Raw genomic sequence first — 15,275 nt, 5'->3', positions numbered from 1 at the left:
TAAGACCAAACCACCAAAAGGTCAAACAGGCAACTATCTGAGAGTGCGGCCCCTATTATATTAGAAGCGCCAAATAAAACCCGGCGTCTTCACCGGGCTCCTAACGCTTCTAATCATTGGGCCCGTTGGAATATCAAACCTTACGGCCCCGCGCCGCCAGCGTCCGCAGCCTCAGCGCGTTGAGGCGGATAAAACCTTCGGCGTCCTTCTGGTCGTAGGCGCCGCGGTCATCCTCGAAGGTGACCAGCGCGTCGGAATAGAGCGTCTTGTTCGACTTGCGGCCAGTGACGATGACGTTGCCCTTGTAAAGTTTCAGCCGCACCGTGCCTTCGACGTCTTCCTGGCTCTTGTCGATCATCGCCTGCAGCATCAGCCGCTCGGGCGCGAACCAGAAGCCGTTGTAGATCAGCTCGGCATAGCGCGGCATGAACTCGTCCTTGAGGTGGGCGGCGCCACGGTCGAGCGTGATCGATTCGATCGCCCGGTGCGCTGATATCAGGATGGTGCCGCCGGGGGTCTCGTAGACGCCGCGCGATTTCATGCCAACGAAACGGTTCTCGACAAGATCGAGCCGGCCGATGCCGTTGTCGCGGCCGAGATCGTTGAGCGCCGCCAGCATCGTCGCCGGCGACAGTTTTTTGCCGTCGAGCGCGATCGGATCGCCCTTCAGGAATTCGATTTCGATCTCGGTGACCTTGTCCGGCGCGTCCATCGGCGAGATAGTGCGCTGGTGGACGAATTCCGGCGGCTCGCTCCACGGGTCTTCCAGCACCTTGCCTTCGGAGGACGAATGCAGAAGATTGGCGTCGACCGAAAACGGCGCGTCGCCCTTCTTGTCCTTCGGCACCGGGATCTGGTGCTGCTCGGCGAAGTTGATCAGGTCGGTGCGCGACTTGAACGACCAGTCGCGCCATGGCGCGATGACCTTGATGTCGGGGTTGAGCGCATAGGCCGAAAGCTCGAAACGGACCTGATCGTTGCCCTTGCCGGTGGCGCCATGCGCAATCGCATCGGCGCCGGTTTCTTTTGCGATCTCGACCAGGTGCTTGGAGATCAGCGGCCGGGCGATCGAGGTGCCGAGCAAATAGGTGCCTTCATAGACGGCGTTGGCGCGGAACATCGGGAAGACAAAGTCGGAGACGAACTCCTCGCGCACGTCGACGATGCGGATATCCTTGATGCCCATCATCTCGGCCTTGCGCCGCGCCGGCTCCAGCTCGCCGCCCTGGCCGAGATCGGCGGTGAAGGTGACCACTTCGGCGCCAAGCTCGGTCTGCAGCCATTTCAGGATGATGGAGGTGTCGAGGCCGCCGGAATAGGCGAGCACGACCTTCTTGACGGCTTTTGCTTTCGACATTTGGCTGTTCCGCGACAGAGGTTCTCGTCGGGCGAGGTATCACGGCCTTTCCGGGCTGCGCAAGAGATGAACGGTCCCTCGGTCGCTGCTGGCATACTGGATCAGCCCTTGTGCCGGCCAGTCGCTGGTGCGGAGGAGACGCTTGCGCTATAGGCTGCGCTTTTTTTATCCAGGGGCCCGCAGATGTCCTTCATTCCCGACACCACCACGCTGATCCAGTTCGCCACCGCCACCGTGATCCTGGCGATCACGCCAGGCCCCGACATGACGCTGTTCGTGTCGCGCACGCTGAGCCATGGCCGCGCCACCGGCTTTGCCTCGATGGCCGGCGCGCTGTTCGGCACGCTGATCCACACCACGCTGGTGGTGGTCGGCATCTCGGCGCTGATCGTCGCCTCGCCGATGTCTTTCCTGGCCCTGAAGATCTTTGGCGCCGGCTATCTCGTCTTCCTGGCGTGGCAGGCGATCACCAAGGGTTCGGCGTTTTCGCCCGAGAAGAAGAGCGGGCCGGAGATTTCGCTGTTTCGCGCGTGGGCGGCAGGGCTCGGCGTCAATCTGCTCAACCCGAAGATCATATTGTTCTTCATGACCTTCCTGCCGCAGTTCGTCTCGGCCCATGATCCGAACGCGCCCGGAAAACTGTTCTTCCTCGGCGCGATGTTCGTCGTTTTGTCGATCCCGGTAACAGCGCCAATGGTCTTTGCGGCAGAAAAATTCTCGGCCGCGATGAAAGCAAGCCCGCGGGTAACGCGCGCCGTCGACTATCTGTTCGCCGGGGTGTTTTCGGCCTTCGCGCTCAAGATCCTGACCGCCCAGGCGAAGTAGACCTATTTTTGCTTGACCATGATCGTTTCCGAAAACCGGCCTCCACTTTTCGGGATCATGGTCCGATCTGCCGCCAGCTTCCGGTCGAGCGCCCGGCGCTCAGCCAGTAGAAAATGCCGCCGACCATGCCGCTGCCGATCACGGCAGCGACGACGCGCGGGTCGGTGATCTCAAAATTGGCGTCGGCGGTCTGGTGGGCGAAGCCGAGGAAGACCGCGGCGACCGCGGCGCCCGCCAGCGCATAGAACAGCCAGTCGCGCCGTCCGAGGATTTCCGAGACGAGAATCACCACCGCTGCCGGCATAAAGGCGAAATAGGCGACGAACAGCGCAACGAAGGGGATTGAAAACCACAGCGAGGCCTGCGCTGCCGGCTGCGTCTCGTCCGTCATCAGCCCAAGAGAGGCCAGGAACATGATGTTGAGGAAGGCGCTTGCCGCCAGCGAGGCGACGCCATAACCGATCAGGATGATGGCGAAGCGAATGAGATAGGCGACAAGGCGGGTCACGCCTCGCCGTGCCCCGCGATCATCATTGCTTCCAGCGCGAGCCGATCGACCTTGCGCATGCGCTCGGATTCCGACTTGAGCTGGCCGCAGGCGGCGAGGATATCGCGGCCGCGCGGCGTGCGGATCGGCGAGGCATAGCCGGCATTGTTGATGTAGTCGGCGAATTTCTCGATCGTCTCCCAGTCCGAGCACTGGTAGTTGGTGCCCGGCCACGGATTGAACGGGATCAGATTGATCTTGGCCGGAATGCCCTTGAGCAGCTTGATCAGTCCCTTGGCGTCCTCGATCGAATCGTTGACGTCCTTCAGCATGACATATTCGAAGGTGATGCGGCGGGCGTTCGACAGGCCGGGATAGGCGCGGCAGGCGGCGATCAGCTCTTTCAAGGGATATTTTTTGTTAATCGGCACCAAAAGGTCGCGCAGATCGTCATTGGTGGCGTGCAGCGAGATCGCCAGCATGACACCGATCTCGTCGCCGGTGCGGAAGATCTCCGGCACGACGCCGGAAGTCGACAGCGTGATGCGTCTCTTCGACAGGGAAAGCCCGTCGCCGTCGGACGCGATCAGCAGCGCTTTCTTCACCGCCTCGAAATTGTAGAGCGGCTCGCCCATGCCCATCATGACGATGTTGGACACTTTCCGGCCCTCGGCCGGAACGACCGCGCCATCGGGCGTGTCGCGGTCGGGGAAATCGCCGAGCCGGTCGCGAGCGGTCAGAAGCTGGGCGAGGATTTCCTCCGCTGTCAGGTTGCGCACCAGCTTCTGCGTGCCGGTGTGGCAAAAGGAGCAGGTCAGCGTGCAACCGACCTGTGAGGAGATGCAGAGCGTGCCGCGGCCTTCTTCGGGAATGTAGACGGTCTCGATCTCGACCGGCCGGCCGGCGCCGCGCGGCGGAAAGCGAAACAGCCATTTGCGCGTGCCGTCGGAGGAAATCTGCTCCTCGACGATCTCGGGCCTGGCGACGGTAAAATGCTTGTCGAGCTCGGCGCGCAGATCCTTGGAGATGTTGAACATACCGGCAAAGTCGGAGACGCCGCGCACATACATCCAGTGCCAGAGCTGCTGGGCGCGCATCCTGGCCTGGCGCTCCGGCACGATGCCTGATGCAACGAGCGCAGCGCCAAGCTCGGCGCGGGTCAGGCCGATCAGCGACGGTTTTCCGGCCGGCGCGGCGCGGGCGCGCAACGCGTCACGGGCGCCTTCAGTGGTAAGGTCGAATGAGAGGGTCATTGTTGCGCCAATATAAGCGATTTACGGTCCGATTACAGCATCGTGCCCGAAATGAAGCGCGGCGCATAGCACAGCTTGACGGCGGAGTCATGGGTGGCGGTGGTTTCCTTCTCCCCTTGTGGGAGAAGGTGGATCGGCGCGCAGCGCCGAGACGGATGAGGGGTGCTGGAAGGAATGAGACGTTGGTGTTCCCTGGAACACCCCTCATCCGTCGCCTTCGGCGACACCTTCTCCCACAAGGGGAGAAGGGAAGACCGCACCTAATTATTGGCTATTTGCACCTGGCGATGGACGACAGCGCCGCCGAAATGCCTTTCAGCGAAAAGACATAGGTGGTGGTGTTGCCGCGGCCGGACTTCGCCTGCACCTTCATGTCGCTGCCGGTTTTCATCGCGGCGATCAGCACCGGCTCCTCGGCGGCGTTTTCGACCCAGGCCGACTTGCCGCGGGTGAACATCGAAAAGCTCTTGCCGTCGATGGTGACGGTGGCCTTGGAGTTTTCCTGGAAATTGTAGCCGGCGATGAATTGCGGCTCGTAAGACACTTGCTGTCCCGGCCGCTGGCTGACGAAGAAGAACATGTCGCCATGGTCAAGCGTCGGCGGCTGCTTGTCGGTCGGCACGGTCAACACATAGCAAACCTTGCCGCCCGACGCCTGGTAGCTGTAGGTGCCCCAGGCATTGTGCTGGCCGATCTTGGTTGCCGACTGCGCCAGAGCCGGCGCTGTCATGGCCACCAGTGCCAGGCTCGAAATTGTAGCAATCAATCCGCGCATCGCTTTTCCCATATATGGTGCGGAGGCAGGCCGGCTCGGCGTCCTGCCCGTCGCTTCATTTTGATTTAATCTGGGTTACCAAACGGTGAAGTTCCCTCAGGAAAAGGACATCCACCCCAGGAAACCGCCGCCATCCTTGCGCCCGTCGCTCGAAAGCGGCAGTTGCAACGTCCCTTTCGCGACTTGGATGCCACGAAAGCGGCAAGAGTTTGACTTTTCTGCCTTATCGCCGGCTCAGCCGTTGTCGGCAATCGCCTGTTTGGCGGCGAGCCGATGCGCTGATGTGATGTGGGCTTTGACGGTGGTGATCGCGGCGGTCAGCACGGCGATGTCGTCGGTAAAGCCCAGTCCGAGGACGAAGTCGGGGATGACGTCAGCCGGCAGCACGAAATAGCCGAGCGCCGCCACCAGGATGCCCTTGGCGCGCAGCGGCGTGTTCTTGTCCATGGCGCAGTAATAGGCGGCGACCAGTTCCTCCATGAACGGGATCTGCCGGGCAGCCCGCTTGGCCGTGCGCCAGAATTTCTCGCGCACTTCGCTCTCGTCGCCCGGCTTGCCGCCAAAGCCGAAGAAATCAAAACCTGATTTTTGCGCCATCAGTCTCTCCTAACGAGGCCGCGCATGGCGTTCCACGCGCGCCTGCCCGCGGAAAATGTGGTGAAAGCTCCAGCCCACTACAAGAGCTCGGCCGCTCCCCGGCCTGAAAATCGGGGCTACGGCGTCGACAGATCCCAACGACCTGACCGAAATAGCGGTCCATCGTCCTGGCCAGTTCGAAGTCGAGCGCGGTCAGGCCGCCGGCATCATGGGTGTTCAGCGTCACGTTCACCGTGTTGTAGACGTTCGACCAGTCGGGGTGATGGTCGATCGTCTCCGCCGCCAGGGCGACGCGGGTCATGAAGCCGAAGGCTTCGGAAAAATCGCTGAAGGTGAAGCTGCGCGTGATCGAGCCGCCATCCTCGGCCAGCGACCAGCCGTCGAGCCCGGCCAGCGCCTCGGCTACCGCCTCACTGCTCAGTTTCTCTCTCGCCATGGTCGCTTCCCGTGCTATCTGGATTTGCAGTTTTCAGCATAGTGCCGGATCGATGAGCGCCAAGCCGATAAAATCCATTCTCTTTGTCTGTCTCGGCAATATCTGCCGCTCGCCACTGGCGGAGGGCGTGTTGCGCGCCGTCCTGGCGGAGCGCGGGCTCGATCGGGATATCCTGCTCGATTCGGCCGGGACCAGCGACTGGGAAGCCGGTTCGGCACCCGACCCGCGCTCGATCTCGATCGCCAAGCGGCACGGCGTCGATATTTCCGGACAGACGGCGCGCAAGCTGGCGCCGGACGATTTTTCGCGTTTCGACCTCATTCTCGCCATGGACCGATCGAATTTCCGGGATCTTAAAGCGCTGGTGCCTGCCGCCATGCGCGACCGTGTCCATCTGTTCCTCGAGTTCGCCGAGGGAAAGGTGGGCGACGTGCCGGACCCCTATCATCAGGGGCCGGAGGCGTTTGCCTCGGTCTACCGCATGATCCGCGAAGCGTCGGAGGCGCTGGCGACGCGGCTCGAGGCACGGCTGTCGGCGCCCGACAGCGGCCAGGCCTCCTCGACGATGTAGGGTCCGCCGCCGACCGAATCGCGCGACGACATCAGGACGAAGCGGCCGACACGGAAGGGCAGCGTCGAAAAATTGCCGCGCGCCGAGAGATACTGGGCGACGTCGAGCGGGCTCGAATTGCGCAATCTGGCCAGCGTCACATGCGGCATGAATTTGCGCGGGTCGGCGGGGATGCCGAGGCGCTGGCAGATGCGCTCGATCTCGGCTTGCAGCGCCGCAAGATCCGGCGAGAAGGAGACGCCGGCCCACACCGCGTGCGGTTTTTTCTGGCCGAAGGCGCCGACGCCGGACAGTGTCAGCGCGAAGGATGGGCGGTGGACACGGTCGAGCGCGTTGGCGATCTCGTCGGCGACATGGCCCTCGACATCGCCAATGAAGCGCAGCGTCATATGGTAGTTCTCGACGTCGATCCAACGGGCCCCGGGCAGGCCGCCCCGGAGCAGGGACAGCGAAAGGGCGGCATCACGCGGTATTTCGAGGGCGGTGAAAAGACGCGGCATGGCAAGCCTCCTGTCCTCGAATCGAACTCTGCCCCTAGCGAATCATCGAAAATCGAGCGGGGCAAGCGGTTTGTTGGTTGCACCTGGCCTAAAATCAAATCGTGCGGGGAATGCGTGGCATCATCGAAATCCGGTCCCTTCAAGAGTTGCCCTTAACCACGGCAATGGCTTTCTCGACATCCGGCAGTATGCGCTCGACCATGCGGTCGACGCCCTTGGCATTCGGGTGCAGGCCGTCCTCAAGTTGCATAGCTGGTTCGCCGGCGACGCCGTCGAGAAAGAATGGATAGAGCGGGACGCCGTGTTTTTCCGCCAGTTTCGGGAAGATCGCGTCAAAGCCGTTCTGGTAGTCGGCGCCGAGATTGGGGGCGGCGCGCATGCCGGCCAGCAGCACGGCGATGTTGCGCTGCTTCAGCTTCGCGAGCATGGCGTCGAGATTTTTTTGGGTGATATCGGGAGAAACGCCGCGCAGCATGTCGTTGGCACCGAGTTCGAGAATGACAAGCTGCGTGCCGTCCGGCACCGACCAATCGAGCCGCGACAGGCCGCCACTCGACGTATCGCCGGATACGCCGGCATTGGCGACGGTCACATCGTGGCCCTTGGCGCGGAGTGCTGCCTCAAGTTTCCGGGTGAAGCCTTCGTCCGGTCCGAGGCCAAAGCCTGCCATCAGGCTGTCGCCGAAGCCGACGATCTTGAACGGCTCGGCGCGCGCCGAAGAAATGGCGCCGCAAATTCCGAGGAAAAGGACGAAGGCTGCGGCAAGTCGGTGTTTGAAAGCCATGCGGCAGGGCCCCATATGACCGAGAACATTACACTGGCGGTAGGCGGAATTCTGCCCTCCCTTTCCCATATAGGACGATTTTATTTTGACAGAAGCCGTCATCGCGCTGAAAAACGTATCGCTGACGCTCGGCGAAGGAGCGTCCTCCGTCCATGTCCTGAAAGGCGTCAGCCTCGACGTGGCAAGTGGCGAGGCGACCGGCATTGTCGGTCCGTCGGGCTCGGGAAAATCGACGCTGCTGATGGTTTTGGCCGGTTTGGAAAGGGTCGATTCGGGTACGGTACGAATCGCCGGCGAATTGCTGAACGGCAAGAGCGAAGACCAGATTGCATCGTTTCGTGGGCGAAACATTGGCATCGTCTTCCAGTCCTTCCACCTCATTCCCAATATGACAGCGCTCGAAAATGTCGCAGTGCCGCTCGAACTAGCCGGCCATGCCGATCCGTTTGGGGTGGCGGCGCGGGAGCTCGAGGCGGTGGGCTTGAGCGATCGCGTCACTCACTATCCCGGCGAATTGTCCGGCGGCGAACAGCAGCGTGTGGCGATCGCCCGGGCACTGGCGCCTTCGCCGCGCATCCTGATCGCCGACGAGCCGACCGGTAATCTGGACCAGGCGACGGGACGGCAGGTCGCCGATCTTTTGTTCGCCAAAGCGGCCGAGCGCGGCATGACGCTGGTGCTGGTCACCCACGATCCGGCACTCGCCGCACGCTGCTCCCGGCAGGTGTCGATGCGGTCGGGCAGGATCGAGGATGCGCAAGAACCGGTTCCAAAGCCTGGCAAGGTGCCGGCCTGATGCCGCTGTCGCGCACGCTGAAGCTCGCCTTCCGCTTCTCGCTGCGCGAGATGCGCGGCGGGCTGTCCGGCTTCCTGATCTTCCTTGCCTGCATTGCGCTTGGCGTCGCGGCGATCGGCGGTGTCAATTCGGTTGCCCGGGCGATTACCGCCGGTGTTGCCAACGAAGGCCAGTCGCTGCTCGGCGGCGATCTTCGTTTTCAGCTCAATCAGCGCGCCGCGACGCAGGCCGAGCACATCTTTCTTGACGGGCTGGGCACGGTCTCGCACAGCGCCAACATGCGCTCGATGGCGCGGCTCGAGGACGGCTCCGACCAGGCGCTGGTCGAGGCCAAGGCGGTCGACGGCGCCTATCCGCTCTATGGCGCGCTGGAGACCGAGCCGGCGCTGTCGAAGCAGGAATTGTTCGGCGAACAATCCGGTGTTTTCGGCGCCGCCGCACCCGACCTTTTGTTCGAGCGGCTGAACCTTCGGATCGGCGACCGGCTGAAGCTGGGCAGCGCCACCTTCGAACTGCGCGCCCGGCTCGTCAACGAGCCGGACGCGGTATCCGACGGCTTCGGCTTTGCGCCGCGGCTGATGATCTCGACGGACGGGCTTGCCGCTTCCGGTTTGATCCAGCCCGGCAGCCTGGTCGAGAACGCCTACAAGGTGCGCCTGCCCGGCGGCACCGGCGAGACGCGCATAAAAGCCATTCAGGATCAGGCGGCGGAGGAGTTTCCCGAGTCCGGCTGGTCGATCCGCACGCGCAGCAATGCAGCACCGGCGTTGTCCGCAAATATCGAACGGTTTTCGCAGTTCCTGACGCTGGTCGGGCTGACGGCGCTGGTGGTCGGCGGCGTCGGTGTGGCCAATGCGGTGCGCGCCTATCTCGACGGCAAGCGCGGCGTCATTGCCACCTTCAAGAGCCTGGGAGCTTCGGGCGGTTTCGTCTTTGCCGTCTACCTGGTGCAGATCCTGATGATCGCCGTGCTTGGCATCACGCTCGGCGTCGTGCTTGGCGCGCTGATGCCGTTCGCGGCGAGCGCGGCGCTGCAGTCGATCATTCCGGTGCCGGCGGAAGGCGGATTCTATCCCGGCGCGCTCGGCATGGCGGCGCTGTTCGGGGTGCTGGTGACGCTGGCTTTCGCCTTGCTGCCGCTCGGCCGGGCGCGCGACGTGCCGGCGACGGCGCTGTTTCGTGAAATGGGTTTTGAGGGCCGCGGTTTTCCGCGCCCGCTCTATACGGCGGCGGCGCTCGGCATCGCGCTGCTGCTGGCGGCGCTGGCCATTCTGTTTTCCGGCGACCGCTACATCGCCTCGATCTTCGTCGGCGCCACCATTTTTGCTTTTTTGGTGCTGCGCCTTGTCGGCGCGCTGGTGCAGTGGGCCGCCAAAAGGAGCCCGCGCGTTGGCTCGACGGTGCTCAGGCTCGCCATCGGCAACATCCATCGGCCGGGCGCCTTGACGCCGTCGGTGGTGCTGTCGCTGGGACTGGGGCTGACGCTTCTGGTGACGCTGGCGCTGATCGACGGCAATCTCAGCCGGCAGATTTCCGGCAGCCTGCCGGAGCGGGCGCCGAACTTCTTCTTCGTCGACATCCAGAGCAGCGATGTCGATGCGTTCTCGGAGCTGGTCGGCAGGGAGGCGCCGCAAGGCACGCTGGTCAAGGTGCCGATGCTGCGCGGCCGGGTGATGGCGCTGAACGGCGTCGACGTCGACAAGGTCAAGGTCCCGGCGGAAGGGGCCTGGGTGCTGCGCGGCGATCGCGGGCTGACCTACGAGGCCAGAATTCCTGCGAATGCGACGCTGACCGAAGGCACATGGTGGCCGGACAATTATGCCGGCGAGCCGTTGGTGTCGTTTTCGGCCGAGGAAGGCAAAGAGATCGGGCTGAAACTCGGCGATACCGTCACCGTCAACGTGCTTGGCCGCAACGTGACAGCGAAGATTGCCAATTTCCGCCAGGTCGAGTGGGAGACGATGGGCATCAATTTCGTCATGGTGTTTTCGCCCAGCACATTTGCCGGCGCGCCGCACAGCTGGCTGGCGACGCTCACCGAAAAGGGCGCGTCGCCGGCCGACGATGCCCGTCTTCTCAACGCGGTCACCCGTGCCTTTCCCGCGGTGACGACAGTCAGGGTCAAGGACGCGCTCGACATCGTCAACCGGCTGGTGGCGCAACTCGGCACCGCGATCAGGGCCGCGGCCGGGGTGGCGCTGATCGCCTCGGTGCTGGTGCTGGCCGGCGCGTTGGCGGCCGGCAACCGCGCCCGCATCCACGATGCGGTGGTGCTGAAGACGCTGGGCGCCACCAGGAAGACGCTGATCGCGGCCTTTTCGCTGGAATACATGCTGATCGGCCTCGCCACCGCGATCTTCGCGCTGGCGGCAGGCGGCATTGCGGCGTGGTTCGTTGTCGCGCGCGTCATGACGCTGCCGTCGCATTTCATGCCCGATGTGGCGGTGGCCACAATAGTCTTTGCTTTGCTGGTCACGGTCGGCATCGGCCTCGCCGGCACCTGGCGGGTGCTGGGCCACAAGGCGGCGCCGGTGCTGCGCAATCTCTGATCTGCAAGGGTCGGCAAGCTCAACGCGACCGGGATATGGTTAAATCTTGTTAATGTTGGGCTTCGGACGGCCGATAAATCCGGATTTTTGCTACTTCACGAAGCATTACGCCCGGTTACGGTCTTGTTCTTGACGCCAATAACCATCATATTTCGCGGCAGGCATGCTGGAGCCCCGCCAGCGGCGCCTCGGTCCAAATCGACCGGACACCGGACGGGGCAGAAGCAATATGAGGATTTCCATGGCTGAACCCGTTCGCAATTATCAGACGCGTGCCGTGCCCGGCGTCGGCGTCGATGCTGCTATCGACCAGGGCCTGCGCGCTTATATGATCAAGGTCTACAATCTGATGGGGCTTGGCCTCCTCATCACCGGCCTCGCCGCGGTCGGAACGATCATGCTGGCCACAACCACCGATCCGGCTTCGGCGGTCGCTACGCTGCCGAACGGCGATATGCTGACATCCTTCGGCTACGCGATCTTCGGCTCGCCGCTGAAATGGCTGGTGATCTTTGCCCCCCTGGCAGCGGTGCTGTTCCTGTCGTTTCGCGTCCAGTCGATGAGCGTTTCGGCCGCGCAGACGACGTTCTGGGTCTATGCCGGCCTCGTCGGCCTGTCACTGTCGTCGATCTTCCTGGTCTACACCACCGCCAGCATCTCGCAGACCTTCTTCGCCACCGCCGCCGCCTTTGGCGGACTGTCGCTCTACGGCTACACGACCAAGCGCGATCTTTCCGCGCTCGGTTCGTTCCTGATCATGGGCCTGGTCGGTCTGATCATCGCAAGTGTGATCAATATCTTCCTGCAGTCGTCGGCGCTTTCCTTCGCCGTTTCGGCGATCGGCGTGCTGATCTTCGCAGGGCTGACCGCCTACGACACGCAGAACATCAAGGAGATGTATTTCGAGGGCGACGAGACTGATGTCGCCGGCCGCAAGGCTATCATGGGCGCTCTGAGGCTCTATCTCGACTTCATCAACCTGTTCATGTTCCTGCTGCAGTTCATGGGCGATCGCCGTTAACAACGGCCCCTTGAGTCTGTGGACCAGCGAATTTGGAAAGGGCGGCCCAACGGCCGCCCTTTCCTTCTGTGCCGGCCTTTGCTGTTATAGAAGGCAGATGAACGGCTTGCATAAATTATGAGCAGCATCACGATACGCGGCGCGACAGCGGCCGATCTCGACCGGATCACCGCCATCTATGCCGATGCGGTGATCCACGGCACGGCGAGTTACGAACTGGAGCCGCCTGATCGTGCCGAGATGGGCGAGCGCTTCGACAGTTTGATAGTGGGCGGCTTTCCCTATCTGGTGGCGGAAAAAGCCGGCATCGTGCTCGGTTATGCCTATGCCGGCGCCTTCCGGGCGCGGCCTGCGTACCGGTTCATCGTCGAAGATTCTGTCTATGTCGCGCCCGAGGCCAAGGGCCATGGCATCGGGCTGAAGCTGATGCAAGGGCTGATCGCGGCGGCCGAGGCGGCGGGCTTCCGCCAGATCATCGCGGTGATCGGCGACGGTCGGCCGGACAGTGCCTCGGTCCGGCTGCATGAAAAGCTCGGCTTTCGCCATTCGGGCCGTCTGGAAGCCTCCGGCTACAAGCTCGGACGCTGGCTCGACACGGTGTTCATGCAACTGCCGATCAATGGCGGGTCTCAGGTTCCGCCCGACCCCAACTCACTGCCGGAACGGAGATTCCGGAAGCACAACAAGTAGTTAGGCCTCGACCAGTTTCAGCGTGCGGTCGAACACGCCAAGCACGCGGCCAAGCTCCTGGCCGCGCTTAAGGATGCGGCCGCCGGCGGCGATGACGGCGAAAGCCCCCTGCCGGCGCGCCAGCTTCGGATCCTTGACGATCTGGAACAGCGGCACCTCGCTGGTGCGACGGAAGACGGAAAAGACGGCGCGGTCGGCAAGATGGTCGATGGCGTAGTCGCGCCATTCATTGGCGGCGACCATGCGCCCGTAAAGCCTCAGGATCTGGTCCAATTCACGCCGGTCGAACCGCACCGGCTGGTCGAGGCGTTCACGTCTTGCCTCATGCAGCGGGATCAGTATTGCGGATGCGCCCCCATCCTCCGTCCCACTGCCGTGATCAGTCATGCCTCGATCCCTTCGAATGAATCTTACATTAATCAAAGTTGGCGCTTTCGCCATGGAATTGCAAGCCCAGCTTGGGAAAGGCTGGCGGCGCAACGTTTCCGCGGTGTCCAGTCACGTTTATAAAAACGCCCGTTGAAATTGGTGATGCTTTGCCACAATCCTGCCTTCTTTTAACCGCGCTAAAGCCCCAATCTCCGACGAATTTACGGGTGTTGCCTGAGACGGTTCGGTCCGGCACTGGCTCGTAAACCCCAAGCCCCCCGCCCACGGGTCTGCGTCGGATCGAACCAACCTCGGTTTCTCCCTTGGAGAAATCGAGCGCGACGATCCCAAAACCTAAATGACCGGCGTCAGAAGCAAGCTGACGTCGGTTTTTTATTTTATTGGCCGAGTGAATGCGCGGCCTTCCCTTCTCCCCTTGTGGGAGAAGGTGGCCGAGCGACAGCTCGGTCGGATGAGGGGTGCTCCAACGTGGCAATTTGCTTGAAATCGCCGCCGCCTCATCCCTTCGACGCTGCGCGCCGATCCACCACCCGGGGCGAGTCGTGGGCCTCGCCCGCCCTTCGGGCCCCACCAGGGAGAAGGAGAGGGCGTTCAGGGCTTGTGGATCAAGGCGGCGCCCAGGATGGGACCCGGCATGCCGTCCTTGCCCACCGATTGCAGCAGCACGGCGCAGCCGCCTTTCTTGGTAATCACGCTCATCGGCAGTTCGTAGCGCTGCGCCTTGCCGTGCCACATGCCGGCGGTCTGGATGCCGGAGACGGCGTTCCAATAGGTCATGCTGCGGCCGGTGTTCTCGCCCTTGCCGATCTTGATCGTCTGCGGCGGGTCGAAATAGACGATGACGACATGGGCATCGCTGGGGCCGCTCCCGGCATCGCCGGCGTCGATGATGACGCGGTCGCTGGTCCGGCTGACGTCGATGGGGACCTGCATGCCTTCGCCGGACGTTTCCATGCGGGCGAGCGCGCCGTCGACTTCCTCGCGGCGGGCGCCGTTGACATGGCTGCGGCCATTGATGACGGCCTGCGGCGTATAGACCGAGCGGCTGCCAAAGGCACGCATATACTCATACTGCCGCTCGGTGTTCTCCTTGCGGCTCAGCGTGTCCTTCCAACCGAGATAATCCCAGTAGTCGACGTGATAGGCGAGCGCGACGATGTTCTCCTTGGCGGCAAGCTCGGCGAAAAACGCATCGGCCGGCAGGCAGGAGCTGCAGCCCTGGCTGGTGAAGAGCTCGACCACGCCCAAGGGCTGGCCGACCAGGGATTTATCTGTCTGAGAGCGGTCGGCCTCGCCGGCAAGCGCATTGGCGGCAAGTCCAGCTCCGGCAAGCACCGAGAGGGCCAGCGCAAACGCCGCAAGCCGCAATGGTCTTCGAGGTGTCATGGCCGTTTCGACTCCCGCCGGTGATGGCCGGCTTTGTTCTGGTTGGCGAAATATGTGGCAGAAGCGGCAGTCAACGGGAAGTCACGTTGCGGTGAAATTCTACCGTTGCGACAAACTGCAAGGGCGCAACAGGATGGGCTACACTTCAAGGTAGATACCGATTCGGGCGACAATCAGCATGTGGCAAACTCACCTGACGCCGGTCGACCTGTACTGCGAGCGGGTCGGGCCACAGTTCTGGGCCGAACCGGTCAACGCACTGACCAATATGGCTTTTCTTGTCGCCGGGCTGTGGGGTGTCCGTGAGGTGCGCCGGCGCGGCACAGGCATCTTCGCCGAAATTCTGGCCTGGTGGGTGGTGGCGATCGGCATCGGCTCGGCGCTGTTCCACACCTTTGCCAACCATGCCACAGTCTGGGCCGACGTGCTGCCGATCGCCGGGTTCACGCTGGCCTACACGCTGTTCAACCTGCGCCGTTTCCTCGCTATGAAATGGGGCAAGGCGATCGCCATCTTCCTTGCCTTCTATGCCGTCACCGGGTTGTTGACCTGGGCCGTGCCGGACTGGCTGCGCCAGGCATCGAACGGCACGACCGGCTACCTGCCGCCCTTCCTGGCGCTCGCCTTCTTCGGCGCCTGGGTGGCGGCGAGCGGCAACCGCGGCGGCTGGTACAATCTGGCGGGCTCGGCGATCTTCGTCGTGTCGGTCACCTTCAGGACGATCGATCCGCTGGTCTGCGGCAGCTTCCCGCTCGGCACGCATTTCCTGTGGCACATCCTCAACGGGCTGATGCTCGGCGTGCTGCTGGCGGCGGCGGCGCGGTTCGGGAAGGGAGGGCAGTAGGCAGTAGGCAGTAG

Annotated in this window: 16 protein-coding genes and 1 pseudogene; 7 read left to right on the top strand and 10 right to left on the bottom strand. The window is 63.0% G+C overall.

Going from position 1 to position 15,275, the window contains the following annotated elements; translation table 11 throughout:
• Positions 1–133: 133 nt before the first annotated feature.
• Complete coding sequence (locus tag AC0L2V_RS24985; RefSeq protein WP_473521469.1) at positions 134–1,357, bottom strand: argininosuccinate synthase; 1,224 nt, start codon at positions 1,355–1,357, stop codon at positions 134–136.
• Between the two features lie 183 nt (positions 1,358–1,540).
• Here AC0L2V_RS24985 and AC0L2V_RS24980 point away from each other — a divergent pair, with 183 nt between their 5' ends.
• Positions 1,541–2,182: a LysE family translocator gene (locus tag AC0L2V_RS24980; protein WP_473521468.1), complete on the top strand. Its 642-nt coding sequence runs from the start codon at positions 1,541–1,543 to the stop codon at positions 2,180–2,182.
• 55 nt (positions 2,183–2,237) lie between these two features.
• Here AC0L2V_RS24980 and AC0L2V_RS24975 read toward each other — a convergent pair whose 3' ends face one another.
• The 5 genes and pseudogenes from AC0L2V_RS24975 to AC0L2V_RS24955 form a co-directional block, all read right to left on the bottom strand.
• Positions 2,238–2,690 (bottom strand): hypothetical protein, encoded by a 453-nt coding sequence (locus AC0L2V_RS24975; RefSeq protein WP_473521467.1) that lies wholly within the window; start codon positions 2,688–2,690, stop codon positions 2,238–2,240.
• Positions 2,687–3,922, bottom strand: a complete 1,236-nt coding sequence (gene rlmN, locus AC0L2V_RS24970) for a dual-specificity RNA methyltransferase RlmN (RefSeq protein ID WP_473521466.1) — start codon at positions 3,920–3,922, stop codon at positions 2,687–2,689. The genes AC0L2V_RS24975 and rlmN overlap by 4 nt, the downstream gene beginning before the upstream one ends.
• Before the next feature lie 271 nt (positions 3,923–4,193).
• Positions 4,194–4,697, bottom strand: a complete 504-nt coding sequence (locus tag AC0L2V_RS24965; protein WP_091592451.1) for an invasion associated locus B family protein — start codon at positions 4,695–4,697, stop codon at positions 4,194–4,196.
• A gap of 234 nt (positions 4,698–4,931) precedes the next feature.
• Positions 4,932–5,294 carry a YkvA family protein gene (locus tag AC0L2V_RS24960; protein WP_023803329.1) on the bottom strand — a complete coding sequence of 121 codons (363 nt, stop codon included), beginning with the start codon at positions 5,292–5,294 and terminating at the stop codon, positions 4,932–4,934.
• 145 nt (positions 5,295–5,439) lie between these two features.
• A pseudogene (locus AC0L2V_RS24955) lies at positions 5,440–5,730 on the bottom strand (4a-hydroxytetrahydrobiopterin dehydratase); the annotation flags it as partial.
• Positions 5,731–5,782: 52 nt separating this feature from the next.
• Between AC0L2V_RS24955 and AC0L2V_RS24950 the strand changes: the two are divergent.
• Positions 5,783–6,301: a low molecular weight protein-tyrosine-phosphatase gene (locus AC0L2V_RS24950; RefSeq protein WP_473521465.1), complete on the top strand. Its 519-nt coding sequence runs from the start codon at positions 5,783–5,785 to the stop codon at positions 6,299–6,301.
• On the opposite strand, the gene thpR is transcribed toward AC0L2V_RS24950, so the two are convergent.
• Positions 6,205–6,801, bottom strand: a complete 597-nt coding sequence (gene thpR, locus AC0L2V_RS24945; protein ID WP_027153691.1) for an RNA 2',3'-cyclic phosphodiesterase — start codon at positions 6,799–6,801, stop codon at positions 6,205–6,207. The two genes, AC0L2V_RS24950 and thpR, sit on opposite strands and share 97 nt — an antisense overlap.
• Positions 6,802–6,940: 139 nt before the next feature.
• Complete coding sequence (locus AC0L2V_RS24940; protein WP_287232900.1) at positions 6,941–7,585, bottom strand: arylesterase; 645 nt, start codon at positions 7,583–7,585, stop codon at positions 6,941–6,943.
• Positions 7,586–7,670: 85 nt separating this feature from the next.
• On the opposite strand from AC0L2V_RS24940, the gene AC0L2V_RS24935 reads away from it, so the two are divergent.
• The 4 genes from AC0L2V_RS24935 to AC0L2V_RS24920 all read left to right on the top strand — a co-directional run bounded on the left by AC0L2V_RS24935 (position 7,671) and on the right by AC0L2V_RS24920 (position 12,641).
• On the top strand, positions 7,671–8,381 hold the full coding sequence (locus AC0L2V_RS24935) for an ABC transporter ATP-binding protein (protein WP_473521464.1): 711 nt from the start codon (positions 7,671–7,673) through the stop codon (positions 8,379–8,381).
• The gene (locus AC0L2V_RS24930; RefSeq protein WP_473521463.1) at positions 8,381–10,930 is read left to right on the top strand and encodes an ABC transporter permease; all 2,550 of its coding nucleotides are present in this window, start codon (positions 8,381–8,383) and stop codon (positions 10,928–10,930) included. Before AC0L2V_RS24935 ends, AC0L2V_RS24930 begins: the two co-directional genes overlap by 1 nt.
• 241 nt (positions 10,931–11,171) lie before the next feature.
• The gene (locus AC0L2V_RS24925; RefSeq protein WP_091592171.1) at positions 11,172–11,951 is read left to right on the top strand and encodes a Bax inhibitor-1/YccA family protein; all 780 of its coding nucleotides are present in this window, start codon (positions 11,172–11,174) and stop codon (positions 11,949–11,951) included.
• 117 nt (positions 11,952–12,068) lie between these two features.
• The gene (locus AC0L2V_RS24920) at positions 12,069–12,641 is read left to right on the top strand and encodes a GNAT family N-acetyltransferase (RefSeq protein WP_473521462.1); all 573 of its coding nucleotides are present in this window, start codon (positions 12,069–12,071) and stop codon (positions 12,639–12,641) included.
• Here AC0L2V_RS24920 and AC0L2V_RS24915 read toward each other — a convergent pair whose 3' ends face one another.
• Together AC0L2V_RS24915 and AC0L2V_RS24910 are read right to left on the bottom strand one after the other, a co-directional pair.
• Positions 12,642–13,028, bottom strand: coding sequence for a DUF2794 domain-containing protein (locus AC0L2V_RS24915; RefSeq protein ID WP_473521461.1), 387 nt, complete (start codon positions 13,026–13,028; stop codon positions 12,642–12,644). It abuts the gene before it with no gap.
• A 594-nt stretch (positions 13,029–13,622) separates the two neighbouring features.
• The gene (locus AC0L2V_RS24910; protein WP_473513202.1) at positions 13,623–14,417 is read right to left on the bottom strand and encodes a DUF1223 domain-containing protein; all 795 of its coding nucleotides are present in this window, start codon (positions 14,415–14,417) and stop codon (positions 13,623–13,625) included.
• A gap of 178 nt (positions 14,418–14,595) precedes the next feature.
• Here AC0L2V_RS24910 and AC0L2V_RS24905 point away from each other — a divergent pair, with 178 nt between their 5' ends.
• Positions 14,596–15,261 (top strand): ceramidase domain-containing protein, encoded by a 666-nt coding sequence (locus AC0L2V_RS24905; RefSeq protein WP_473521460.1) that lies wholly within the window; start codon positions 14,596–14,598, stop codon positions 15,259–15,261.
• Positions 15,262–15,275 lie beyond the last annotated feature (14 nt).

The sequence above is a fragment of the Mesorhizobium sp. WSM4814 genome, assembly GCF_055811595.1.
This window is presented reverse-complemented; position numbering and strand designations above follow the sequence as displayed.